The following is a 24333-nucleotide window of genomic DNA, read 5'->3' on the forward strand; positions in this document are numbered from 1 at the left end:
GCGCCAGACTCGACTCAGAAGATGGAGAGCGCGATGGCCGACCGGACGGTGCAGGTACGCATATACGGCAAGGTGCAGGGCGTCAGCTATCGGGTCTGGGCGCGGCGCGAGGCGTCTGGACTTGGCCTTGCCGGTTGGGTGCGCAACGAAGTTGACGGCTCGGTGACAGCCTCGATTGCAGGTGCCGATGCGGCGGTCTCGACAATGATCGAACGGCTTCGGCAAGGGCCGCCAGGGGCAGCGGTTTCGAAAGTTGACGTCGAGGCGATCGAGGCACGCGACATGTCCGCGGGTTTCAGGATTGTTGCCTAGAAAGGCATGATCCTGCTCATTCGCTTCCATCGCACAAAATCTCTGGGGTGCAGATAGAGCAAACCTGAAGCCATTGCCCTGACCGAACCTCGGATCCTTGAATTAATTGAACGTTTGTTTTATTGTTCGCGAAAAGGCGAGCTTATCATGGCGCGTACGACCGGCTCCGACGGCGAGAAGACCGAAGCTGCGGCCCGCGAGGCGGCGGTCAGCCTGATTGCGCGTCTCGGCTACGAGGCGATGTCGATGCGCCAGCTGGCGGCCGAGGTCGGCGTCCAGGCAGCGGCGCTTTACCGCTACTTCCCGACCAAGCAGGACCTTCTGTTCACGCTGATGCGCGAGCATATGGAAGGCTTGATCGAGGCGTGGCGCGCAACACGCCCTGTCGGCGCCGATCCGGCAGCGCGGCTCGCCGCCTATGTCGAAAACCACATCGCTTTCCACGTCGAACGCCGCCATTCCACCCATGTCTCGAACATGGAGCTGCGCAGCCTGTCGCACGAAAGACTCACGCAGATCCTGCGCATGCGCACCGCTTACGAGAAGGAGCTGCGCGCCATTCTGCGCGACGGCGTCGAAGCGGGCTTGTTCAGCGTCGAGGACACCGGGCTCACCGCCATGGCGCTGATCCAGATGATGACCGGCGTCATCGTCTGGTTCCGGCCGGGCGAACGGCTGTCGATCGCCGAAGTCACCGCTACATATCTAGCAATGACAATGCGCCTTGTTGGAGCAAAGAGCGATGGAGCGAGGACGAGCCACGGCACCGTGCGTCCATTCGAGCGCGCAAAGGACGCTGTAGCACTTTGATTTCGCGCATGATCCCGATTTCGGGGTCGTGCGCCGGGAGGAACGGCATGTACACGCAGACGCTCAACTTCGGGCTTGATGAAGACATTGAGGCGCTGCGCGATCTGGTGCGGCGCTTCGCCCAGGAGAAAATCGCGCCGATAGCCGCCGAGATCGACCGCTCGAACGAATTCCCGGCACATCTGTGGGTGGAGCTCGGCGGGCTCGGCCTGCTCGGCATCACCGCCGATCCCGATTTCGGCGGCAGCGGCATGGGCTACCTCGCCCATGTCGTGGCGATGGAGGAGATTTCGCGCGCCTCGGCCTCGGTCGGCCTCTCTTACGGCGCCCATTCCAACCTCTGCGTCAATCAGATCAACCGCTGGGCGACGCAGGCGCAGAAAGAAAAATATCTGCCTTCGCTCTGCAGCGGCGAAAAGGTCGGGGCACTGGCGATGTCGGAATCGGGTGCCGGCTCAGATGTCGTGTCGCTGCGCCTGCGCGCCGAAAAGCGCAATGATCGCTACGTGCTCAACGGCACCAAAATGTGGATCACCAACGGGCCGGATGCCGAGACGCTGGTCGTCTACGCCAAGACCGATCCGGAACTCCATTCGCGCGGCATCACCGCTTTCATCGTCGAAAAGGCTTTTGCCGGTTTTTCCGTTGCGCAAAAGCTCGACAAGCTCGGCATGCGCGGCTCGAACACCGGCGAGCTGGTGTTCGACAATGTCGAAGTGCCGTTCGACAATGTGCTGCACGAGGAAGGGCGCGGCGTCGAGGTGCTGATGTCGGGCCTCGACTACGAACGCGCCGTGCTGGCCGGCGGGCCGATCGGGCTGATGGCGGCGTGCCTCGACGTGGCGATACCTTACGTGCATGAACGCAAGCAGTTCGGCCAGCCGATCGGCGAATTCCAGCTGGTGCAAGGCAAGCTCGCCGACATGTACGCGACGCTGAACGCGGCGCGTGCTTACGTCTATGCCGTAGCCGCCGCCTGCGATCGCGGTGAGACGACGCGCAAGGACGCCGCCGGGTGCGTGCTGTTCGCCGCCGAAAAGGCGACGCTGATGGCGCTCGACGCCATCCAGCTTTTGGGCGGCAACGGTTACATCAACGATTACCCGACCGGCCGGCTGCTGCGCGACGCCAAGCTCTACGAGATCGGCGCCGGCACCAGCGAAATCCGTCGCTGGCTGATCGGGCGGGAAATCATGGCGGAGGGCGCCTAATGGCATTCTTTTGAGATTTGCCAGAAGCCGCACGATATGGCATACTTCGGGACATATGCCATAAATACAAGCGAGACGGACCATGGCGGGCAGAACGGGAAAGTCCGGATTTGACGAAGATCCGCAAGCACAGTTCGATGCTGGCGCTCGCAAAACGCGGCTTCGGGTTCCGGCGAAACGCGAGCGCGTCAAGCTTGGCGAGGGCGGGCGCTTCGTCATCCCTGCTGCGATGCGCGAGGAGATGGGCGTGAAGCCTGGCGAGGATATGATCCTTCATGTCGAAAACGGCGAACTGCGGGTAAGATCGTGGCTGCAGAATCTGCGACGCGTTCAGGCCGAATTGTCGGCGCTGAAACAGCCCGGTGAAAGCGTCGTCGACGAATTTCTGAAGGAGCGGCGGGAAGAGCAGCGTCGAAGCGACAAGCGTCTCGACCGGCTTCACGCCGAAGGGACGACGGGAAAGCGGGTGAAATGAAGCCATACGTCATGGACAGCTCGGCGGCGCTCGCAATCCTGCTCAACGAGCAAGGCACCGAGAGTGCTTTGGGGTTCGCGCCGGATGCACAATGCAGCTCGGTCAATGCGGCCGAGATCATTGCCAAGCTGATCGACAAGGGACGCAGCTTGGAACAGGCTGCCGACGACCTCGGCAGTCTCGGCATGCCGATCGCCGTTTTCGACGAAGCGATGGGCATCGCCGCCGGGCAGCTTCGCCAACTGACGCGGCATCGCGGCTTGTCGCTGGGCGATCGGGCCTGCCTGGCGCTGGCGATTCGCGAGAACGCCATTGCCGTCACCGCCGATCGCGACTGGAGCGACCTGGATGTCGGCTGCAAGATCGAGCTGATCCGGTAGCGCCATGGCCCCCCTCACCTCGCAGATCTCGCCCGTCTCTGATATCTTCCGCGCTAATGCCGAGCGCATGCGGGCGCTGGTCGCCGATATTGCGGAAAAGGCTGCCACGGTCGAACGCGGCGGCTCGGAGGAAGCGCGTGAGCGGCATGTTTCGCGCGGCAAGCTCCTGCCGCGGCAACGTCTTGCCCAATTGCTCGATACCGGCTCGCCCTTCCTCGAGATCGGCCAGTTCGCGGCGTGGTCGATGTATGGCGAGGACATCTCCTCGGCCGGCCTCATCGCCGGCGTCGGCCGCGTCGAAGGCACCGAAGTCATGGTCGTCGTCAATGACGCCACGGTGAAGGGCGGCACCTATTATCCACTGACGGTGAAGAAGCATCTGCGTGCACAGGAGATCGCGCTACAGAACAATCTGCCTTGCGTCTACCTCGTCGACAGCGGCGGCGCCAATCTGCCCAATCAGGACGAGGTGTTTCCCGACCGCGATCATTTCGGCCGCATCTTCTACAACCAGGCCAACATGTCGGCCGCCGGCATTCCGCAGATCGCCTGCGTCATGGGTTCATGCACGGCCGGCGGCGCCTATGTGCCCGCGATGTCGGACGAGACAATCATGGTGCGCAACCAGGCGACCATCTTTCTCGGCGGGCCGCCGCTGGTGAAGGCGGCCACCGGCGAGGACGTCACCGCCGAGGACCTCGGTGGTGCCGACGTGCACACAAGGCTTTCCGGCGTTGCCGATCACTATGCGCTCGACGACGAACATGCGCTGGCAATATGCCGGCGTATCGTCAAAAACCTGAATCGGAACAAGACTGTAAGCCTGGCCCTGAAGAAATCGATTCCGCCGCTTCACGATCCACATGAACTCTACGGCATCGTACCGACGGATTTGCGCCAGCCTTACGACGTGCGCGAGGTGATCGCCCGCATCGTCGACGGCTCCGAGTTCGATGAGTTCAAGCAGAATTACGGCACCACGCTGATCACCGGCTTCGCCCACCTCAGCGGCATGCCGGTCGGCATCGTCGCCAACAATGGCGTGCTGTTTTCGGAAAGCGCGCTGAAGGGCGCGCACTTCATCGAGCTGTGCTGCCAGCGCAAGATCCCGCTGGTCTTCCTGCAAAACATCACCGGTTTCATGGTCGGGCGAAAGTACGAGGCCGGCGGCATCGCCAAGGATGGCGCCAAGCTGGTCATGGCGGTCGCAACGGCCAAGGTGCCGAAGGTGACCGTGATCATCGGCGGCTCGTTCGGCGCCGGCAATTACGGTATGTGCGGACGCGCCTATTCGCCACGCTTCCTGTGGATGTGGCCGAATGCCCGCATCTCGGTGATGGGCGGCGAACAGGCAGCAACGGTGCTGGCCGTCGTCAAGCGCGAAGGCATCGAGCGCAAGGGTGGCGAGTGGAGCGTCGAAGAGGAAGCCAAATTCAAGAAGCCGATCCTGATGAAGTACGAGCATGAAGGGCACCCGCTCTATTCGTCGGCAAGGCTCTGGGACGACGGCATCATCGATCCGGCGAAGACCCGCGAGGTGCTGGCGCTTAGCCTGTCGGCCGCGCTGAACGCCGGGATCGAGGAGACCCGGTTCGGCGTGTTCAGGATGTGAGATGAGCGCAGTCGGCCAGAGGATTCGCGTTCACACCGGCGACATCACGAAGCTGGCGGTCGATGCCATCGTCAATGCCGCCAACACCTCGCTTCTCGGCGGCGGTGGCGTGGACGGCGCCATTCACCGCGCGGCCGGCCCCGAGCTTGAGTTCGAATGCCGGATGCTGAATGGCTGCAAGGTTGGCGAGGCAAAGCTCACCAAGGGCTACAGGCTGCCGGCACGCTACATCATCCACACGGTCGGACCGGTCTGGCAAGGCGGCGGCAAAGGAGAAGCCGAGCTGCTCGCCTCCTGCTATCGCCGGTCACTCGAAATCGCCGCCGCAAAGGACTGCCGGACGGTGGCGTTTCCAGCGATCTCGACCGGTGTCTACCGCTATCCTAAGGATCAGGCGACGCAAATTGCTGTCGGTACCGTGAGTGCCTTCATCGGCCAGAATATCGTTCCGGAAACCGTCATTTTCTGCTGCTTCGACGAGCCGACGGCCGAACTGTATCAGCGGATCGTTGCTGCACTCGGCAGGGTGTGACCCTGCGCGGGCGACGAACCCGTCCACACCTCCAGACCTTTTTTTGCTTCTTCATCTGGCCAGCCGAAAGAATCACGGCTATTGGTCATCGCAAATACCAATGGGGATTGGGCGAAGATGAAACGGCGGCTTTTCAAGGAAAGAACTGCGTCTATACTTGCGGGGTTGCTTATATTAGCGACGCCTGGCGCCAGTGCAGCGGCGTCGCTGGCTGGGAAAGTCGGCGACAAGCGTTCCTTCGTGTATCTCCCTCAGCAAGGCTCGGAAGGCAATTGCAGGCAGGCCTACAACGCCTATGTGGCTGCGGCCGGTCATTCCGCCTACGCATCGACCATCACCGGAGCAAGGGTCCTGTATTTCGTCTGCGGCGTGCACATTAACGCACCGTCCCAGAAGGCTGCCGAAGCGCTCGCGCTTAAGTCATGCGAATCCGGTCGCAAGAAGTTCAAAGTGGACATGGTCGGCGGCTGCGGCGTAGTCGCTTCCAAGTAGCTTTCGGCATCAAAGCGCCAGATAGCAATGGGGGATAGGGCGAAGATGAGACTTCAGCTTTTTCAGAAAACAACTGTATCCATATTTGCAGGGTTGCTCGTGTTGGGGGCGCCCGGTATCGGAGCAGCGGAGTCGCTGGCGGGAAGCAAGGGCGACAGCCGCTATCCCGTCTATTTCGCACCTGGCTCGACGGGAGGCTGTCAGAAGGCATACAGGGCCTATGTGGCGACCGGCAGCCATTCCGCTTATGCGTCGACTCCATTCAATTGGGCGACCGAGTTCATGATTTGCGCGCGTGCAAATGCAACGTCGCAAAAGGCTGCAGAGGCGCAGGCGCTGAAATCCTGCCAGTCAGCCAAGAGGAGCTACAAGGTCACAACCGCGGGAGCTTGCAGCATCGCTGCCTCCAAGTAGGAGATGCTGTTGGCGTTCGCTCTTCCAGGGGGAAAAATGACACCGAGACACGTCAAAAGTACAATCGCTTCGATACTTGCCGGCTTTCTTGTATTCACGGCACCTGGCATAGGAACGGCGGAATCGCTGGCGGGAAGCAAGGGCGAGACCCGTTTCTACCCCTATTTGCCGAAGAATCCGAAGGATCCATGCACCATGGCTTACAAGGCCTATGTAGCGGCCGGTGGCCATTCGGCCTATGCAAGCACTCCGTATTCCCGGGTGCGTTCGCTGTACATCATATGCGGCTCGCGCTTGAATGCACCATCACAGCAAGCTGCCGAAGAGTTGGCGTTAAAATCCTGTCAGGCCACCCGCAACAGTTATAAGGTTACGACAGGCGGAGGCTGCGAAATAGCCGCCTCCAAATAGCTGAATATCTGCCAGTCTTTGGTTTTTCAAATGGGTTGGGCAATGAAATCTTTATCCATCAGGCGAGCAACCATATTGGTACTTGCACTGTTCGTGGCCTCTGCACCGAATATTGGCGCCGCCGAATCGCTAGCTGGAAGCAAGGGCGACGTCCGTTTCTACCCGTATTTGCCGGCAACCGCGGATCGGCCGTGTACCAAGGCATATAAGGCGTATGTGGCGGCCAGCGGCCATTCAGCCTATGCGACCACTCCGTATTCCAGAGTGCGTTCGTTGTACATCATGTGCGGCTCGCGCTTGAATGCGCCCTCGCAAAAGGCTGCCGAGGATATGGCTATGAAATCCTGCCAGGCCACCCGCAGCCATTACAAGGTCACGACCGGTGGAGCTTGCGAAATCGCGGCCTCCAAGTAGGCAGGCCTCGCTTGCCTATCCTTTGACGGCCAGATTACAAAGCGGGGTATTGCCGCAGCTCGCGTGAAGAGAATTCGCGCCGTTGGCGGCGAGCTCTGCCTGTGGAGGCCCGATGTTCGCCAAGATCCTGATCGCCAACCGTGGCGAGATCGCCTGCCGGGTGATCCGCACGGCACGCAGGATGGGTGTGCGCAGCGTCGCCGTCTATTCTGACGCCGACGCTCGCGCCTTGCATGTCGAGACGGCGGACGAGGCGGTGCATATCGGTCCCTCGCCTGCCGGCGAAAGCTATCTGCGGGGTAACAAGATCATCGCGGCGGCCTTGGCCACGGGTGCCGAGGCCATTCATCCGGGCTACGGCTTTCTCTCGGAAAATCCCGACTTCGTCGACCAGGTGGTCGCGGCGGGGCTGATCTTCATCGGGCCGTCGGCGGCCTCGATCCGCGCCATGGGATTGAAGGACGCGGCTAAGCGGCTGATGGAAAAGGCCGGCGTGCCGGTGGTGCCGGGCTATCATGGCGAGGCGCAGGAGATCGTGTTGCTCGCCTCCAAGGCGCGCGAGATCGGCTACCCCGTATTGATCAAGGCGCGCGCCGGTGGCGGCGGCAAGGGCATGCGGCGCGTCGAGCATCCCGATGATTTTTCGGAAGCACTGTCTGGCGCGCGGCGCGAGGCGAAGGCGGCCTTCGGTGACGACCGCGTTTTGGTGGAAAAATATGTCGACAAGCCGCGCCACATCGAAGTGCAGATATTCGGCGACAGTTTCGGCAATGTCGTGCACCTCTACGAGCGCGACTGCTCGGCGCAACGCCGCCACCAGAAGGTGATCGAGGAGGCGCCTGCCCCCGGCATGACGCCGGCGTTGCGCAAGGCGATGACCGAGGCGGCGGTGAAGGCCGCCAAGGCAATCCACTATTCCGGCGCCGGCACCATCGAGTTCATCGTCGATGCCTCGCAAGGTCTGAAGGCCGACCGTTTCTGGTTCATGGAAATGAACACCCGCCTGCAGGTCGAGCACCCGGTCACCGAAATGGTCACCGGCATCGACCTGGTCGAGTGGCAGTTGCGGGTGGCCTCCGGCGAAAAACTGCCGAAGACGCAGAGCGAGGTCGCGCTCTCCGGCCACGCCTTCGAGGCGCGCATCTATGCCGAGGACGCAGCAAGAGGGTTTTTGCCGGCGACCGGCACCTTGCACCATTTAAAATTTCCGCAACCGGCGCCCGAAGGTGCGAGCATGCGCATCGAAACCGGTGTGCGCGCCGGCGATGCGATCTCGCCGTTTTACGATCCGATGATCGCCAAGCTGGTCATCCATGGCAAGGACAGGCGGACGGCGCTCACGGCACTCGGCGCGGCGCTGTCGCAGACCGAAATCGCCGGCTCGACGGTCAACACCGCCTTTCTTGCCGCGCTGGCCGCTGATGCGGATTTTGCGGCGGGCGATGTCGATACCGACCTGATCGCCAGGCATCAGCAGGCGCTGACGGCGGTTCCGCCGCCGAGCGGTGAGACGATTGCCGCTGCGGCACTTGCCGCGTCTGGTGCGGGCGACTTGCCGTCCTCCGACGATCCCTGGTCGTCACTGGCCGGCTATGCGCATTTCCACGCGGCGGCGCGGCGCACGCTGCTGAGATTTGGCGAGCAGGGGATCGTCGCGCGCGTATCGGTGCGGCCGGACGGGCGGTTCGAGGTGGCGCTGGATGCCCCCTATGACAGCGCCAATTCGCATGATCTCCGCGCCGCGCCTCGCCTCGCCCGCTGGCCGGGCCACGTCACGGTCTTCGAAGGCGCCATCGGCTACGGTTTTGCCGTGCCGGATCCGCTGGCGCGGGCCGACGAAGCCGCAGCCGCTTCCGGCAGCCTGCGCGCGCCAATGCCGGGACTGGTCAAATTGGTTCGTGCTGGCAAAGGCGAGGCCGTAATCAAGGGGCAGCCGCTGCTGATCCTGGAGGCGATGAAGATGGAGCACACCATTGCCGCCCCCCATGACGGGGTAATCGCCGAAATCGCTGCCGAAGGCGCGCAGGTCACCGACGGAACCGTGCTGGTTCGCTTTGCCGAGGAACCACAGCTGACTGCTGTTTCCCTATCCACGAAGTGATCTCGAACGCGTCACAAAGGCATCGCCAAGAACAACATGGCCGGGTTTGACCCCGGCCATGTTCGATTACACCAGCGCAGCTTGCGGCGCCGCGGCCATTACGGCTGGATCGGGGCGTATTTGCCGTCGTGCCACTGGTTGATGTCGTAGCTGGCGTTCTTGAGGTCGCCTTTCTCGTCGAAGGTGACCGGACCGACAACCGTGCTGATCGGCTGGCCGTTCTTCAACGCTTCAGCGACCTTGGCCGGGTCGTCGCTGCCGGCGCGCTTGATGCCTTCGGCGAAGGCCTGGATCACCGCATAGGAAAACAGCGTGAAGCCCTCCGGCACGAAGCCGCCGGCCTTGATTTTGGCGATGGCTTCCCTGGCTTCGGGCTTCGCCTGCGGATCCGATGGGAAGACGAACATGGTGCCTTCACCGGCCGGACCGGCAACCTGCCAGAATTCCGGCGAAGCGATCGAGTCCGGCATGATCAGCTGGAACTTGAGGTTCTGCTCCGCCGACTGGCGCAGGATGAGGCCCGCTTCGGGATGATAGCCGCCGAAATAGACGACATCAGCTTTCAGCTCCTTGAGCTTGGTAACAAGCGCGGAGTAGTCCTTCTCGCCAGCGTTGATGCCCTCGTAGAGGATCTCCTTGAGACCGTTCTGGTTCATCGTTGCCTTGACGGCATCGGCCACACCCTGCCCATAGGCGCTCTTGTCGTGCATGATGACGACGTTCTTGCCGGCATATTTCTTGGCGATCCATGGACCGATGAAAGCGCCCTGCGCATCGTCGCGCGTATAGAGGCGCATGATCGTCGGCCAGCCGGCCTTCGCCGCTGCGTCGGTCAGCACCGGGTTCGAGGAAGCCGGACTCATCATCAGCGCACCGGCTTCGGCGTAGACAGCGGAGGCCGGGATGCTGGAGCCCGAGCAGGCATGGCCATCGATGAACTTGACACCATTGGCGATGATGCGGTTCGCGACCGAAACTGCCTGCTTCGGATCGCACTGGTCGTCCTCGATGTCGAGCTTGATCTGGCGGCCGTCGACGCCGCCCGCCGCGTTGATCGCGTCGGAGGCGGCTTGCGCGCCCTGCTTGAACTGGTCGCCGATGGTGGCAAGCTGACCGGTCATCGGTCCGACCACCGAAAAGGTGATGTCGTCGGCGAAGGCGACCGGCGCGGTCATCATCAGGCCAAATATGGCGGCGCTCAAAATACTGAATTTCTTCATGGTGACACAACTCCTCCACTCTCGCGCGACCGTCCCGGCCGCGCCTCTTCCAGAGTGGCGGGAGAATTTCATCCTTCACCGGAGCTGTCTAGGCGCATCGTCGGCACTCGATTGGGCCTGCAACACGCGGTCCCAAAGACAAAGCCGCGCCAGCCTTGTTCCGGCCGGTCGCGGCTTTTGTCATGAGCTTCCCAACGCAGCCGCGCCAGGACCCGCTCGCCTTCCCTGTCTATTGCTCAGCCGCTGCCGTGTTCTTGATCTTCTTGGCCCAGCCGTCTTGCGCGGCCTTGATTTTTCGGGCCCCGCCATCTGCGCGGCTTTGACCCGAAGCGTCCCTGTCGTGAACTCAGTACCCCGTGAAGTCGACGTTGACGAATTCAGTGCATCGTCATCCATTCGCGGGCTTCGCGGAGCGCCTTGGCGATCTCAACCTTCGACATGGCGGCCGACAATTCAGAGCGCAGTTCCGCTGCGCGCGCCGAACCCTTGATCGCGGCGATATTGAACCATTTGTGGGCGGCGACGACATCGGTCTCGCAATCGCGGCCGGTCGCATACATCATGCCCAACTCGAAAAGAATATCGGCCTGGGCAGTTGCCCCCATGGCGCCGAAGCCGGCTTCAAGCATTTCAAAACGTGCCATTTCAATCCCCTGTTCTGGCTCCCGAGAGCTGTCTCCGTCTGTCCCTCGGTGTCCTTGACTACCTTCGGGGGCGGCCGCTCTTTCGATGCTTTCGAGAATGCCGCGGAGGCTTGAATCCGTCGTTAAATGGCGTGCTTAATTTGAGGAAAACAAAGCTAAAACAAGAGGTAAACGCGAAAATTCGTTAAGGATACAAAGCCAGCAATCGCGCCGGTTCGCACAAAATTTGAAGAAAACTTGCGAGGCACGGATCAAGACTCCGCTAACCACGGAAGATAAAGACGTGTGCGGCCCGTTTCATTTTCACCGGCGCGGCCGTTCGGGAGCGGGCAAAAACCCGCAACCCTTCCCTCGCGGCACCGCTTTTGTTTTTCCGGGAGCTGGACTAGCTTACGTTTGCGTAAGGGGCAGACAGCCGGGACGGAGCCCGATTGGACTTGCCTGAGGGAGGAGAGACATGTTTCGACAAGTGAGCCTGGCCCTCGCGGCCGCAATAATGATGACCGGCGCGGCATGGGCCGATCCGATCGAAGGCAATTGGAAAACGCAAGCCGGATCGACTGCCGCCATTTCGGGTGGCGGCGGGGCATTTTCGATTACGCTCAAATCCGGCAAATTTGCCGGCAAGAACATCGGTTCACTGAGGGTGGCCGGCGACAACAAATATGCCGGCACGATAACCGACCCGAAAACCGACAAGACCTATTCGGGCAAGGCGTCGCTTTCCGGCAGTTCGCTCAAGATGAGCGGCTGCGTGCTCGGCGGGCTGATCTGCAAGAGCCAGACCTGGCATAAGCTCTGATCGAGCCATTCCTGCCGGGATGAGCGGGGCCAGTTGGCCCCGTTTTCATGTTATCGGTCTCGCAGCCACGGCGTCGCCATCGGTCGCTGCTTTCAAGGCGGCCCGTCCAGAGATCATCAACCATTTTGAACCCCAGATGAACGCCGGCATCAGAGCTGGTTCAGCCGGGGCAAGGCATTGTCATGCGTGTTGAAGGAGACACCGCGCAATGCTTGCCCGCCGCTTCACCATCGTCTGCCTGCTGATGAGCCTGTTCGGCATGTTGTTCGCTGTCCTTGTCGCCGAAGCCGGCCGTCCGGCCCGCGCCTGGGACGTCGCCATTTCCTGCCGGCTCGGTTGCCCGAACCAGCTTCGCCACTGAACCCGACAGCGAGAATCTAGAAAACCACGCCATGACCCACCTCACCGCCAACGTCCTCAAGACCCTTCGGCTTCTGCCGCGGACGGCGCTCATCCTAATGCTTCTGGCGACCCCGGTTCTGGCCGTACCGACGATGCGCGCCGATGCCGGTTCGACCATCGAGGCGCCTGCGCTGAGGAAGTCCGGTCTCGGCTTTGTGCTGCTGGTCAGCCTGCGGCGCGGTTGAATCGCAGGAAAGAAAACGCCCAACAGCGTTCTGAGACCGCCTTACCCCCTCCCAACCGCGCGCCCAACTCTCTATATTGGGTCATGGAAAAGCGAATCTATCCCCAAGCCATTGAATCGGTCGTCACGCCGGAGCCGTTTGGCCGACAGAGCTTCAACGACGCCAAGAAGGCGGTCGCCGCCCTGCAGGTGCTTTACGACCGCAATACCAAGTTCCTGCGCGATTCATTTGCCGCGCTCGCCGCGGGCGGCGACAACAACAAACGCTACCGGGCCTTCTATCCGGAGATCGGCGTCACCACGAGTTCGTTCACCCAGATCGACTCGCGGCAGGCCTATGGCCACATGCCGACGCCGGGGCATTTCTCGACCACCGTCACCCAGCCTGCCCTTTTCGAAAGCTATCTCACCGAACAGCTTCGGCTGATCATGCGCAACCACGGCGTTCCGGTCACGGTTTCGGAATCGACCACTCCCATCCCGCTGCATTTCGCCTTTCTCGAAGGCACGCATGTCGACGGCACTGCTGCCGAGCGCATTAAACGGCCGATCCGTGACCTGTTCGACGTGCCGGATCTCGACGGCACCGACGACCAGATCGCCAACGGCACGTTCGAAGTGGCATTGGGCGAGGCACGGCCGCTGGCACCGTTCACCGCGCAACGGATCGACTATTCGCTGCATCGGATGTCGCATTACACCGCGACCAGTCCCCAGCATTTCCAGAACTTCGTGCTGTTCACCAATTACCAGTTCTATATCGACGAATTCGTCGCCCGTGCACGCGATTTGATGGCCAATGGCGGTGACGGATACGTCGAGTTCGTCGAGCCGGGCAATATTGTGACCAAAGTCGGGGACAGCGCGCCCGGTGAGGGTGCCGCGCCGCCTCGCCTGCCGCAGATGCCGGCCTATCATCTGAAGAAGCCGAACCATGGCGGCATCACCATGGTCAATATTGGCGTTGGCCCTTCCAACGCCAAGACGATCACCGACCATATCGCGGTGCTCCGGCCGCATGCCTGGGTGATGCTCGGCCATTGCGCCGGTCTGCGCAACACGCAGGCGCTGGGGGATTATGTGCTGGCGCATGCGTATGTACGGGAAGACCATGTCCTCGACGACGACCTTCCGGTCTGGGTGCCGATTCCGCCGTTGGCTGAAATCCAGGTGGCGCTGCAGGAAGCGGTCGCCGAGGTCACCGGGCTTTCCGGCTACGACCTCAAGCGCATCATGCGCACCGGCACCGTCGCCACCATCGACAACCGCAATTGGGAGCTGCGCGACCAGCGCGGGCCGGTGCAGCGGCTGTCGCAGTCGCGGGCGATCGCGCTCGATATGGAATCGGCGACGATCGCCGCCAACGGCTTTCGCTTCCGGGTACCCTATGGCACGCTGCTTTGCGTCTCCGACAAGCCCCTGCATGGCGAATTGAAGCTGCCTGGCATGGCGACCGAATTCTACAAGCGGCAAGTGGCGCAGCATTTGACCATCGGCATCAGGGCGATGGAGAAGCTGGCCGAAATGCCGATGGAGCGGCTGCATTCGCGCAAGCTCAGGAGCTTTTCGGAAACTGCCTTCCAGTAAGTGCCGATCGCATTTGTCGGTCCAGGTCAGGACATTTCGTCATCTTGATTGAACCGCATTTCTGCCGATAGACAAAGCGATGGCACGTGTTCGAGACATGACGGTTGCGCTGGCGTTCGTCGCAATGCTTGCACTCTCGGTCGCGCTGGTGGCCGGGTTCTTCGGATCGCTGCATCCGGCCTTCGATTCTTTTGCTCATTTCCGCGTTCATTTTGCCTTCTTGATGGCGCTTTGCGCGCTGCCGCTGCTCGCCACCTCGTTTCGCCTGCAGGCCGCCGCCGGATTGCTGTTTGCGGTGGCCGCCTTTGCCACCACGTCGAATGCCTTGCCGCTTTCGCGGCTATGGCAGGTGCAGGCCGCCTACGACGCCAGGCCCGGCGGCGAGGCGGTCTACCGCCTGCTGCAGATGAACCTCAGGTTCAACAATCCAACGCCTGAGAAGGTGCTGTCGCTGATCGGTCGGACCCAGCCTGATGTGATCACCCTCGATGAGGTGTCCGAAATGTGGAAGGCAAAGCTTGGGCTGCTGTCCGGCGCTTATCCCTACCGGATCCTCTGCCCGTATCCCAATGGCGTATTCGGCGTTGCGCTGCTGTCCAGACGACCGTTTGCCGTGGGCACAGAGCCGCACTGCGACAGCCGCGGCGCGATGGCGATCGCCACGGTCGATTTCGGCGGAACCGACGTCGATGTCGCCGCCATCCACCTCACCTGGCCATGGCCGCACAACCAATCACGGCAGATTGGAGGGTTGTCTGACGAAATCGCCTCGCTTGGCGAGACGTCGATCCTGGCGGGGGACTGCAACGCAGCGCCATGGAGCGCCGCCGTCCGGCGCGTCGCATCGCTTGGCAAGCTGACTGTAATGCCGTCGGTCGGGCCGACCTGGCTCTACAGAAAGCTGCCGGATTTCCTGCGCTTCGCCGGACTGCCGATCGACCAGGTTTTCAGCAAAGGTGCAATTGTCATCCGTTCGGCGTCGACCCTTGAGGACACCGGCTCAGATCATCTGCCGGTGCTGGTGGAATTTTCGCTACGCTCGGATGAACAAAAGCCGCTCGACGAGCACCAGACGGCGACCGCGCTTGCGGCGCTGCCTGGCGGGGCCCGAAGCTGAAAATCCGCAGTCCAATCTCTACCTTGGCTTATTATTGGCCCACAAAAGCGCGGATGAGGTGCTCGACGGGGCCGCCGTCGCGATGCTCGCGCGCATCGAAGGCCTTCTGCTTTGCTTCATATTCGGCATAGATGGCATTGATCCGGCGCTTTGCCTCGCGACGTGCCTCGAAACAGTGCGGGTCATCACCGACTGTCAACCCTCGAACCGACTTTTCGGTGGCCCGCATCATCTGTCTGGCGATGCGGCCATGGGTCTCTTCATGGGCGCGGACGCCAGCGAAGAACCGCTTCCACCGCTTCTGCAGTGCCGGCGACGTGGCTGAGGCTAGTTTGGGATAGGTATAGAAGAGATTGAGCGTCCCGTTGGCCTGGTGCAGGCGGCAGACGCCGTTTTCCGTATGGGCGTCGAAGGTCCAATCATCGACGCTGTAGCCGGTCTGCGCGATGGCGTGGGTCATGAAGCCGTGCTTCGGCCCACTGCGATCCATGGCCTCGATCAGGGCCGCGCCGGTGGTTCCGGCAATGTTATAAGTTCGTGTCTTGACCAATACTTTAGTGTCGGCCAAGGCTAAAGGGGTGCACAACGCCCCGATCGCCACAGCGCTCGTCAGAACTGCCAGACGCATTTTCCTTCCTCCCTGTCGTCACAGAAAGGAAACACAGGCAGGCGGTCTATTCAACAATCCTACGGTTGCGCTGCTCCTCATCTTGTTTGGTCCGGAGCAAACCTTGTGACTTACATGTTCTGGTAGACCGGGCCCTCGCCGCCCTGTGGCGGCACCCAATTTATGTTCTGGTTCGGGTCCTTGATATCGCAAGTCTTGCAGTGCACACAGTTCTGCGCGTTGATGACGAAGCGCACATCCTTGGCCGCAGGATCGGCGGCGGCATTGCCGTCCTTGTCGACCCATTCGTAGATGCTAGCCGGGCAGTAACGCGTCGAGGGCCCGGCATAGACGTCATGTTCGGAGCGCTTCTGCAGGTCCATGTCGGCGACGAGCAGATGGACCGGCTCGTTTTCCTCGTGGTTGGTGTTGGACAGGAACACCGACGACAGCCGGTCGAAGGTCAGCACCCCGTCCGGCTTCGGATAGGCGATCTTCTGGTGCGCGGCGGCCGGTTCCAGCGTCGCGTAGTCGGCCTTGCCGTGCTTCATCGTGCCGAAGGGCGAGAAGCCGAACAGCGTGTTCAGCCACATGTCGAGCCCGCCAAGGCCGACGCCGACAATGGTGCCGAAGCGCGACCATAGCGGCTTGACGTTGCGCACTTTCTTCAGGTCCTTGCCGATATCGGTGGCGCGCCAGGCGGCCTCATAGGAGGCCAGTTCGTCATTGGCGCGGCCGGCGGCTATCGCATCACAGACATGCTCGGCCGCCAGCATTCCGGAGAGCACGGCATTGTGCGAGCCCTTGATGCGCGGCACGTTGACGAAGCCGGCCGCGCAGCCGATCAGCGCACCGCCGGGGAAGGACAGTTTCGGCACCGACTGCCAGCCACCTTCGGTGATGGCGCGGGCACCATAGCCCAGCCGCTTGGCGCCCTCGAAGGTGCCGCGGATCGCCGGATGGGTCTTGAAGCGTTGGAACTCGTCAAAGGGCGACAGATAGGGGTTCTTGTAGTTCAGGTGAACGACGAAGCCGACTGCCACCTGATTGTCCTCGAGATGGTAGAGAAAGGAGCCGCCGCCGGTCTTCATATCGAGCGGCCAGCCGAAGGAATGCTGGACAAGGCCCGGCCGGTGGTTTTCCGGTTTGACCTGCCAGAGTTCCTTGAGGCCGATGCCGTATTTTCCGGGCTCACGACCGTCGGAAAGGTGATATTTGGCGATCAGTTGCTTGGCCAGCGAGCCGCGCGCGCCCTCGCCGATCAAGACATATTTGCCCATCAGCGCCATGCCCGGCGCAAAGCCCGGGCCGTGCGTGCCGTCCTTCTCGACGCCCATGTCGCCGGTGACGACGCCGGTGACCGCACCGGCCTCGTTGTAGAGCAGGCCGACCGCGGCAAAGCCCGGATAGATCTCGACGCCCAGCGCCTCGGCCTTTGTCGCCAGCCAGCGGCAGACATTGCCGAGCGAGACGACATAGTTGCCGTGATTGTTCATCAGCGGCGGCATCAGGATATTGGGCAGACGGAACGAACCGGCGGCGCCGAGAACCAAGAAATGGTCGTCGGTGACCGGTGTCCTGAAGGGATGACCCTCCTCTTCGCGCCAGCCGGGCAACAGCCGGTCGATGCCGATCGGATCGACGACGGCGCCGGACAGGATGTGCGCGCCGACTTCGCCGCCCTTTTCCAGCACGACGACGGAAAGCTCGGGATTGACCTGCTTGAGACGGATCGCGGCGGCGAGGCCGGCCGGGCCGGCGCCGACGATGACCACGTCGAATTCCATGCTTTCGCGTTCGATATCGCTCATCGACCCCTCACTGGCTCGCTATTCCCGGCATCTTGCTGGCTCACGCGCTGCATAGCGCATCAAATAGCGACGGGAAACCGGCGCGGACGTGACAATACCGATTTCGTCAAAAAGTCGCGTCCTGCCGCACAGATTCGCGGTGGCGAGCACCAATCTTAAATCCTATTCCGTTTGTAGAGATATGTCGCACTGATGTTTTTAATTGTTCGACGGCTTGCTTATCGGCCATACTTCCCGCCATGCGCATATTCGGGCCGGCTGGCTTTTCATCGACGCGCTTTTTTTTCACGCCCGGCCGGATTTGCCGTGCGGCGTTCTTGGCGCTTCTGCCGCTGGCGGCCGTCGATGCCCGCGCCGACCCGCGACTGGTCTGGGCGACCGGCGCCTACTCCTTTTCCGACGAGCGCGGCGGCTTCCGCATCACCGGGGCTTCGGGCGTCGGCACGAAGGAGGATCCGCTCGTCATCACCGAAGAGCTGAATTCAGCGACGCCGGTTACGCTGGCCATTCGCACGACGAAGCCGATCCAGCCGTTCGGCAAGGCTGGAGACTTCGCCAATGGGCTGATGTACATGCGCATCGACGTGCTCAACAATAGCGGCCAGGCCTGGGTCGAGTTCCAGTTCGAACTCCAGGAGATCCTCGACCAGCCGAGCGTGTTCGGCGACGGCCTGTCGTTCGACCAGCGCAACAAAACGCCCGAAAATATCTGGTCGAGCAGCTACGCCGATTTCGACCGCAATTTCGAACCGTATGACCGCCTGCTGTTCAAGAACGGCAAGATCGACCCGCTGAAGACCGCCAGCTTCTATTTCCTGATCACCGACTACACGCCGCGCTGGACGTTCTATCTGGTGCAGGATCCGCGCATACCGTCGAGCTGAACTTGCAAATTCAAGCTCCGCGGCCGAATGTGAAACCATGACTGCCGCCCCCCACAATAACCGAGCCGATCTCGCCGAGCTGCTGGCCTTCTACGCCAGCGCTGGCGTCGATGAGGCACTTGAAGAACAGCCGGTAAACAGGTTTGCAGAAGCCAGGCCGCCGGAGCGGGTACCCGCGGCGGCCGCTCTGCCGGCCGGTGAAAATGCGGCGCCGCAACGCTCGACGAGCGTGTCGCGCGCCGAAATGGGCGAGAGACCGAATACGGCCCCGGTTGTGCGAATGCCCCCGGCCACCGCAACGGTGCCCGACGAGGCGCAGGCAGCGTTAGCGCGGCAACTGGCGAGGTCGGCGGCAAACCTCGACGAGCTTCGCCAGCACATGGCGGCATTCGACGGCTGCAATCTCAAATTCACGGCCAAGAACCTGGTGTTCGCCGACGGCAATCCGACTGCCGAGGTGATGCTGGTCGGCGAAGCGCCGGGCCGCGACGAGGACATAGAGGGCCTGCCGTTCGTCGGCCGCTCTGGCCGGCTGCTCGACCACATCCTGGCCGCGATCGGTCTTGATCGAAATTCAGTCTACATCGCCAATGTCATTCCCTGGCGGCCACCGGGCAATCGCACGCCGACGCCGCACGAGACCGAGATATGCCGGCCGTTCATCGAACGGCAGATCGAGTTGGTTGCTCCGAAAGTGCTGGTCAATCTCGGCGGCCCGTCGGCAAAGACCCTGCTCAACACCTCCGAAGGCATATTGCGGCTGCGCGGCAACTGGCGCGTCCACACGACCCCATCCGGCGTCGCAATTCCCGCCATGCCGACCCTGCATCCGGCCTATCTCCTGAGGACGCCGGCGCACAAGAAGCTGGCGTGGCGGGATTTCCTCGAAGTGAAGGCGAAGTTGCGGGCGCTGAGTTGAGGTTCGCGCGCCTCTTCCTTCTCTCTGTGGTGGAGAAGGGAAAGACAGTGCCGATGACTTCCCAGGTAATTGAAATCCCTCTCCCACCGGCCTAGTCATCTCGTCATGACAGCAGTCCAGATTTCCGCCGGCAGTCTCATTCGCGAATGGCGTACACGCCGGCGCATGAGCCAGCTCGACCTCGCCATGGAGGCCGAGATCTCGCAGCGGCATCTGAGCTTCGTCGAAAGCGGCCGCGCCGCACCCTCGCGCGATATGGTGCTGCATCTGGCCGAGCAGCTTTCGATCCCGCTCAGGCAGCGCAACCAGCTGCTGCTGGCCGCCGGCTTTGCCCCGAGCTTCAGTGAGCGGCCGCTTGACGATGCCTCGATGGCGCCGGCGATGGCGGCGGTCGAGACCGTGCTCAAGGCGCACGAGCCGTTCCCGGCGCTTGCCGTCGACCGGCACTGGAACCTGGTGTCGGCGAACGCCGCCATAGGCCCGTTCCTCGCCAATGTCGCCGATGCCTCATTGCTGACGCCGCCGGTCAACGTGCTGCGCCTCAGCCTGCATCCCGGCGGCATCGCGCCGCGCATCGTCAACCTTGCGGAATGGCGGACGCATCTTCTGGAGCGGCTGAAGCAGCAGAACGATGCTACCGCCGATCCGGTGCTGGTCGAGCTCGAGCGCGAGCTTCGGGCCTATCCGTCCGGCCTCAAAGGCAGCCGGCCGGCGCCGGTCGAACCGAATGCGATTGTCCATCCGCTCAAGCTTGCCCATGGCGACGCGATGCTGTCGTTCATCAGCACCATCACCGTATTCGGCACGCCGCTCGACGTGACGTTGTCGGAGCTGGCGATCGAATCCTTTTTCCCGGCCGACGAGCAGACGCGGGCGGTGCTGGTGCGGCTGGCGAAAGGGCGGGCCGACGCGGCGAAAGGCTGATCACCCCTGTGGCGCGATCGCCTTGCGCGTGCGGGTGCGTTCGAGGCCGAGCTGGCGCTCACGCCAGATGATGGAAATGCCCGCTGCGACGACGATAATGCCGCCGACCAGCATGTTGATCGTGGCGACGTCGCCAAAGACCAGATAGCCGACCACGACGCCGAGGATCATCGAGGTGTATTCGAACGGTGCCACGACCGAAGCTTCGGCATGGCGATAGGCCGAGGTCATCAGGATCTGGCCGAGCCCGCCGCAAAAACCCGCGGCAATCAGAAGCCCCGCCTGCACTGGCGTCAGCGCCTGCCAGCCGAATGGCAGCGAAAGCAGCGCCATGACGCTCGCCGTCACAGAGAACCACAGCACGATGGTCGCCGTCCGCTCGCTCTGGACGAGGTTGCGCACCAGGAGCATGGCGATGGCCGAGATCGCCGCGGCTATGAGGGCGGCGATGACGCCGAGCACCTCCTGGTCGCCAAGGGCAGCGCCCGAGCCCAGCAGCGTCAGTTCCGGCCACGAGATGATCAGCACCCCGACCAGGCCGACGGCAACCGCGCTCCAGCGATAGATGCGGATGGCTTCGCCGAGGAAGATCGAACTGAACACCACGACCAGCAGCGGCTGCGCGTAGTTCAGCGTAATCGCCTCGGGCAGCGGCAGCCGCGTCAGCGCGAAGAAGCCGAGCCCCATGGCGCAAACCCCGACAACACCGCGCGCAATGTGGTTGAGCGGGCGCTTTGTCGAAAAGGCGGTGCCGAGTTTCCCCTGGAAGGCGAGGAAGGCGATGATCGGAAAGATGGCAAAGAAGGAGCGGAAAAAGACGATCTGGCCCGCCGGCACCGTGCCTGCCGCCTTGATGCAGGACGACATGCCGACGAAGACCGCCACCGATACGATCTTGAGCACGATCCCGGTTAGCGTGCTGTGTTCGCCGGCGTGGTCGCCGGCAGCAAGCACTGGCAAGTCCGGTTCGGCTGTCACGCCCCTTTTGCTTCCTGGATCGCCGCCCAGATGCGCGCCGGCGTTGCGGGCATGTCGATATGTCTGATGCCGTAGGCGCTGTAGAGAGCGTCGGTCACCTCATTGAGCGCGGCACGCGTCGACCCGATCGTACTCGCCTCCCCGGCGCCCTTGAAGGCCTCGCGACGCAGCACCGAGGCGCCCATCCCGAATTTCGGCGTGACGACGGTCATGGAAGCCTCGCGATGATGCTTGGGAAATGATCGCCTGAAATAGACGTCGCTGCAGTTTTGTCGAGGGAGTGTTTCGTGTAAAGAGCGCAGACTTCAATTTATTTGGACCAGCGGACCCGCCCGCCACTCCCGGATCGACAGGAAAAATCAAGGAATGCGCACCGATACCGGCCAGGTCTTCAAGCTCGAAGACTATCGCCCCAGCGATTATCTCATTCCGGAAACCAGCCTGACTTTCCGCCTTTCACCTGAAGCAACGCATGTCACCGCCGTGCTGGCGGTCGAACGCCGCGACGGGATTGCGGCATCAATGCCGCTGGTGCTCGATGGCGACGGGCTGACGCTCAGCAGCATCGCCATCGACGGCCAGGAAACGAGCCCTGCGGATTTTCTCGCCACGCCCGATCAACTGACAATCGTCAGCCCCCCTGCGGCAAGGCGCTTCCAACTGAGAATCGAAACCGTGCTGGCGCCGGCGCGGAACGAAGCGCTTATGGGCCTCTATCGCTCCAGCGACGTCTATTGCACGCAGTGCGAGGCCGAAGGCTTTCGCCGCATCACTTATTTCCTCGACCGCCCCGACATCCTGTCGGTCTATACGGTGCGCATCGAAGCTCAGCGCCGTGAGGCGCCGCTGCTTTTGTCCAACGGCAACCCGGCCGGCAGCGGCGAACTTGCCGGCGGCTGGCACTATGCGGTCTGGCACGACCCGTTCCCCAAGCCGTCCTATTTGTTTGCGCTGGTGGCGGGCGACCTCGGCAGGATCTCGGACAGTTTCGTTACCCTGTCTGGCCGCAACGTCGAGCTCGGAATCTATGTCGAACCGGGCAAGGAGAGGCTCGCCGGCTACGCCATGGATGCCTTGAAACGCTCGATGAAATGGGACGAGGAGGCGTTCGGCCGCGAATACGACCTCGATGTCTTCAACATCGTCGCCGTGTCCGACTTCAATATGGGCGCGATGGAGAACAAGGGTCTCAACATCTTCAACGACAAGTACGTGCTGGCCGACCAGGAAACCGCGACGGACGCCGATTTCGCCAATATCGAAGCCATCATCGCGCATGAGTATTTCCACAATTGGACAGGTAACAGAATCACTTGCCGCGACTGGTTCCAGCTTTGCCTGAAGGAAGGCCTGACCGTTTTCCGCGACCACGAATTCTCCGCCGATCAGCGCTCGCGCGCCGTCAAGCGCATCGCCGAGGTGCGTACGCTGCGCGCCCATCAGTTTCCCGAGGACCAGGGGCCGCTGGCGCATCCCGTGCGGCCGCGCCGCTACCGCGAGATCAACAATTTCTACACGGCGACGGTCTACGAAAAGGGCTCGGAAGTCGTGCGCATGATCCATACCATCCTCGGCGCCGAGACGTTCCGCGCCGGCATGGACCTGTACTTCGAACGTCACGACGGCCAGGCGGCGACGATCGAAGACTTCATCAAGGTGTTCGAAGACGTCTCCGGTCGCGACCTGTCGCAGTTTTCGCTGTGGTACCATCAGGCCGGTACGCCGAACCTGACCGTCAGTTCGGCATATAATCCGGCGGCGCGAGAATTCACGCTCGAAATCGAGCAGTCGGTGCCGCCAACACCGGCGGAAAGCCGCAAGCGGCTGATGCACATTCCGCTTGCCTTCGGCCTGGTTGGCGCCGGTGGCGAGGCGATAGCGCATACCGGCGTCGAAGGGGCGAACGTCGAGGACAGTGTCATCCATATCCGCAAACGTCGCCATGTCGTCAGGTTTTCCGGGATTGCCGAGCGTCCGGCCATGTCGCTCAACCGTGGCTTTTCGGCGCCGGTGACGCTTTCGGTCGAGCAACGGCCCGACGACCAGTTTTTTCTGGCTGGCCATGACAGCGACGCCTTCTCGCGCTGGCAGGCGTTCAACACGCTTTTGACCGATGCCCTGATTGCAGCCTTCCGTCAGATCCTGGACCACAGGCAACCCGAGTTCAGCGCCCGGCTGACCGAGCTTGCCGGCAAGATAGCCGGCGACGAAGCACTCGAACCCGCCTATCGGGCATTGGCGCTGGCGCTGCCCGGCGAGGCCGATATCGCCCGCGACATCGGCAAGAACATCGACCCCGACGCCATTTTCGCGGCGCGCGAGGCGCTAGTGGTTGCGATCGCCGAGACCAACAGCGAGATATTCTCCAAACTTTACGATCGGCTCGCCGACAATGGTCCGTTCAGCCCGGATGCGACCAGTGCCGGGCGGCGTGCACTGCGCAATGTCCTGCTGGATTATCTCTGCTTGCTGCCGGGAGGCGCGGAACTCGCTGCCCGGCACTTCCAGTCGGCGACCAACATGACCGACCGGGCCGCGGCGTTGACCGTGCTTGCGCACCGTCACCACGGCTCACCGGAGGCGACCAAGGCGCTGGCCGATTTCGAGGCGAGATATGCAACCGATGCGCTGGTCATGGACAAATGGTTCCAGATCCAGGCCAGTGTGCCCGGCCCGCAAACCGTCGATGCGGTGCGCGCTTTGACCGGCCACCCGACGTTCTCGATGGCCAACCCGAACCGGGTGCGCTCACTCATCGGTACGTTTTCCAGCGCCAACCAGACCGGCTTCCATAGCGCCGACGGCGAGGGCTACCGGCTTTTCGTCGAAACGGTGCTGCAGGTGGAAAAGCGCAACCCGCAGGTGGCCGCCAGGCTGGCGACGGCGCTCAGGTCTTGGCGGTCGCTCGAACCGGTGCGGCAGGCCAAGGCAAGGGAGGCGCTGCTTTCGATCGCCAATGCAGAGAAGCTGTCGGCCGATTTGCGAGACATCGTCGAGCGCACGCTGGCCTGACAACGCGCCGACTCACCACCACAATGGCGTCTCGCCCGAAAACCGCATTATTTTAGTCGATTTTTAATCTTTTTTCGC

General features: G+C 62.3%; 27 protein-coding genes. 21 read left to right on the forward strand and 6 right to left on the reverse strand.

Translation table 11 applies throughout. The features are described from left to right. Positions 1–33 precede the first annotated feature (33 nt). From NKI22_RS12400 to NKI22_RS12455, 12 genes are all read left to right on the forward strand, one after another. Entirely contained in the window at positions 34–312 is a 279-nt protein-coding gene (locus NKI22_RS12400; RefSeq protein ID WP_352937518.1) for an acylphosphatase, read from the forward strand. Between the two features lie 147 nt (positions 313–459). Next, complete coding sequence (locus NKI22_RS12405) at positions 460–1122, forward strand: TetR/AcrR family transcriptional regulator (protein ID WP_352814791.1); 663 nt, start codon at positions 460–462, stop codon at positions 1120–1122. A 47-nt stretch (positions 1123–1169) separates the two neighbouring features. Beyond that, positions 1170–2333, forward strand: a complete 1164-nt coding sequence (locus NKI22_RS12410; RefSeq protein ID WP_352814789.1) for an isovaleryl-CoA dehydrogenase — start codon at positions 1170–1172, stop codon at positions 2331–2333. A gap of 82 nt (positions 2334–2415) precedes the next feature. After that, entirely contained in the window at positions 2416–2808 is a 393-nt protein-coding gene (locus NKI22_RS12415) for an AbrB/MazE/SpoVT family DNA-binding domain-containing protein (protein ID WP_023718356.1), read from the forward strand. Further along, complete coding sequence (locus NKI22_RS12420; RefSeq protein WP_352814788.1) at positions 2805–3188, forward strand: type II toxin-antitoxin system VapC family toxin; 384 nt, start codon at positions 2805–2807, stop codon at positions 3186–3188. Before NKI22_RS12415 ends, NKI22_RS12420 begins: the two co-directional genes overlap by 4 nt. A gap of 4 nt (positions 3189–3192) precedes the next feature. Continuing rightward, positions 3193–4800: a carboxyl transferase domain-containing protein gene (locus tag NKI22_RS12425; RefSeq protein WP_352814786.1), complete on the forward strand. Its 1608-nt coding sequence runs from the start codon at positions 3193–3195 to the stop codon at positions 4798–4800. A 1-nt stretch (position 4801) separates the two neighbouring features. Then, on the forward strand, positions 4802–5332 hold the full coding sequence (locus NKI22_RS12430) for an O-acetyl-ADP-ribose deacetylase (RefSeq protein ID WP_352814784.1): 531 nt from the start codon (positions 4802–4804) through the stop codon (positions 5330–5332). Positions 5333–5413: 81 nt separating this feature from the next. Continuing rightward, entirely contained in the window at positions 5414–5824 is a 411-nt protein-coding gene (locus tag NKI22_RS12435; RefSeq protein WP_352814782.1) for a hypothetical protein, read from the forward strand. A gap of 45 nt (positions 5825–5869) precedes the next feature. Continuing rightward, positions 5870–6238, forward strand: a complete 369-nt coding sequence (locus NKI22_RS12440; protein ID WP_023718361.1) for a hypothetical protein — start codon at positions 5870–5872, stop codon at positions 6236–6238. 36 nt (positions 6239–6274) lie between these two features. Beyond that, positions 6275–6649, forward strand: a complete 375-nt coding sequence (locus NKI22_RS12445) for a hypothetical protein (RefSeq protein ID WP_023718362.1) — start codon at positions 6275–6277, stop codon at positions 6647–6649. 42 nt (positions 6650–6691) lie between these two features. After that, positions 6692–7063, forward strand: coding sequence for a hypothetical protein (locus NKI22_RS12450; RefSeq protein ID WP_023718363.1), 372 nt, complete (start codon positions 6692–6694; stop codon positions 7061–7063). Between the two features lie 112 nt (positions 7064–7175). Continuing rightward, entirely contained in the window at positions 7176–9164 is a 1989-nt protein-coding gene (locus NKI22_RS12455; RefSeq protein ID WP_352814780.1) for an acetyl/propionyl/methylcrotonyl-CoA carboxylase subunit alpha, read from the forward strand. Between the two features lie 98 nt (positions 9165–9262). Here the strand turns inward: NKI22_RS12455 and NKI22_RS12460 are convergent, their stop codons facing one another. Together NKI22_RS12460 and NKI22_RS12465 are read right to left on the reverse strand one after the other, a co-directional pair. Next, entirely contained in the window at positions 9263–10384 is a 1122-nt protein-coding gene (locus tag NKI22_RS12460; RefSeq protein ID WP_352814779.1) for a branched-chain amino acid ABC transporter substrate-binding protein, read from the reverse strand. Between the two features lie 377 nt (positions 10385–10761). Beyond that, the gene (locus NKI22_RS12465; protein WP_010915070.1) at positions 10762–11028 is read right to left on the reverse strand and encodes an SEL1-like repeat protein; all 267 of its coding nucleotides are present in this window, start codon (positions 11026–11028) and stop codon (positions 10762–10764) included. A 457-nt stretch (positions 11029–11485) separates the two neighbouring features. Between NKI22_RS12465 and NKI22_RS12470 the strand changes: the two genes are divergently transcribed. From NKI22_RS12470 to NKI22_RS12490, 5 genes are all read left to right on the forward strand, one after another. Continuing rightward, positions 11486–11830 (forward strand): DUF2147 domain-containing protein, encoded by a 345-nt coding sequence (locus tag NKI22_RS12470; protein ID WP_352814777.1) that lies wholly within the window; start codon positions 11486–11488, stop codon positions 11828–11830. A gap of 208 nt (positions 11831–12038) precedes the next feature. Continuing rightward, a complete protein-coding gene (locus tag NKI22_RS12475; protein WP_023718367.1) occupies positions 12039–12191 on the forward strand; it encodes a hypothetical protein in 153 nt (50 codons plus the stop codon). Between the two features lie 31 nt (positions 12192–12222). Continuing rightward, on the forward strand, positions 12223–12417 hold the full coding sequence (locus tag NKI22_RS12480) for a hypothetical protein (RefSeq protein WP_352814776.1): 195 nt from the start codon (positions 12223–12225) through the stop codon (positions 12415–12417). An 83-nt stretch (positions 12418–12500) separates the two neighbouring features. After that, on the forward strand, positions 12501–14003 hold the full coding sequence (locus tag NKI22_RS12485; RefSeq protein ID WP_352494832.1) for an AMP nucleosidase: 1503 nt from the start codon (positions 12501–12503) through the stop codon (positions 14001–14003). A 79-nt stretch (positions 14004–14082) separates the two neighbouring features. After that, a complete protein-coding gene (locus tag NKI22_RS12490; RefSeq protein WP_352814774.1) occupies positions 14083–15120 on the forward strand; it encodes an endonuclease/exonuclease/phosphatase family protein in 1038 nt (345 codons plus the stop codon). A 31-nt stretch (positions 15121–15151) separates the two neighbouring features. Here the strand turns inward: NKI22_RS12490 and NKI22_RS12495 are convergent, their stop codons facing one another. Both NKI22_RS12495 and NKI22_RS12500 read right to left on the reverse strand, forming a co-directional pair. Next, positions 15152–15748, reverse strand: a complete 597-nt coding sequence (locus NKI22_RS12495; protein WP_352588719.1) for a DUF922 domain-containing protein — start codon at positions 15746–15748, stop codon at positions 15152–15154. Between the two features lie 110 nt (positions 15749–15858). Further along, positions 15859–17538 (reverse strand): electron transfer flavoprotein-ubiquinone oxidoreductase, encoded by a 1680-nt coding sequence (locus tag NKI22_RS12500; protein ID WP_352958470.1) that lies wholly within the window; start codon positions 17536–17538, stop codon positions 15859–15861. 239 nt (positions 17539–17777) lie between these two features. Between NKI22_RS12500 and NKI22_RS12505 the strand changes: the two genes are divergently transcribed. The 3 genes from NKI22_RS12505 (at position 17778) to NKI22_RS12515 (ending at position 20265) form a co-directional block, all read left to right on the forward strand. Continuing rightward, the gene (locus NKI22_RS12505) at positions 17778–18422 is read left to right on the forward strand and encodes a hypothetical protein (protein ID WP_023718372.1); all 645 of its coding nucleotides are present in this window, start codon (positions 17778–17780) and stop codon (positions 18420–18422) included. A 37-nt stretch (positions 18423–18459) separates the two neighbouring features. Further along, a complete protein-coding gene (locus NKI22_RS12510) occupies positions 18460–19341 on the forward strand; it encodes a uracil-DNA glycosylase (RefSeq protein WP_352850251.1) in 882 nt (293 codons plus the stop codon). 105 nt (positions 19342–19446) lie between these two features. Continuing rightward, positions 19447–20265, forward strand: a complete 819-nt coding sequence (locus NKI22_RS12515; protein ID WP_352481886.1) for a helix-turn-helix domain-containing protein — start codon at positions 19447–19449, stop codon at positions 20263–20265. On the opposite strand, the gene NKI22_RS12520 is transcribed toward NKI22_RS12515, so the two are convergent. After that, complete coding sequence (locus NKI22_RS12520; protein ID WP_502897693.1) at positions 20266–21243, reverse strand: DMT family transporter; 978 nt, start codon at positions 21241–21243, stop codon at positions 20266–20268. After that, entirely contained in the window at positions 21240–21455 is a 216-nt protein-coding gene (locus NKI22_RS12525) for a hypothetical protein (protein ID WP_352848267.1), read from the reverse strand. The genes NKI22_RS12520 and NKI22_RS12525 overlap by 4 nt, the downstream gene beginning before the upstream one ends. A gap of 154 nt (positions 21456–21609) precedes the next feature. Between NKI22_RS12525 and pepN the strand changes: the two genes are divergently transcribed. After that, on the forward strand, positions 21610–24255 hold the full coding sequence (pepN, locus tag NKI22_RS12530) for an aminopeptidase N (protein ID WP_352850248.1): 2646 nt from the start codon (positions 21610–21612) through the stop codon (positions 24253–24255). Positions 24256–24333 lie beyond the last annotated feature (78 nt).

The organism is Mesorhizobium sp. M0778 (genome assembly GCF_040320105.1).
Taxonomy (GTDB): Bacteria; Pseudomonadota; Alphaproteobacteria; order Rhizobiales; family Rhizobiaceae; genus Mesorhizobium.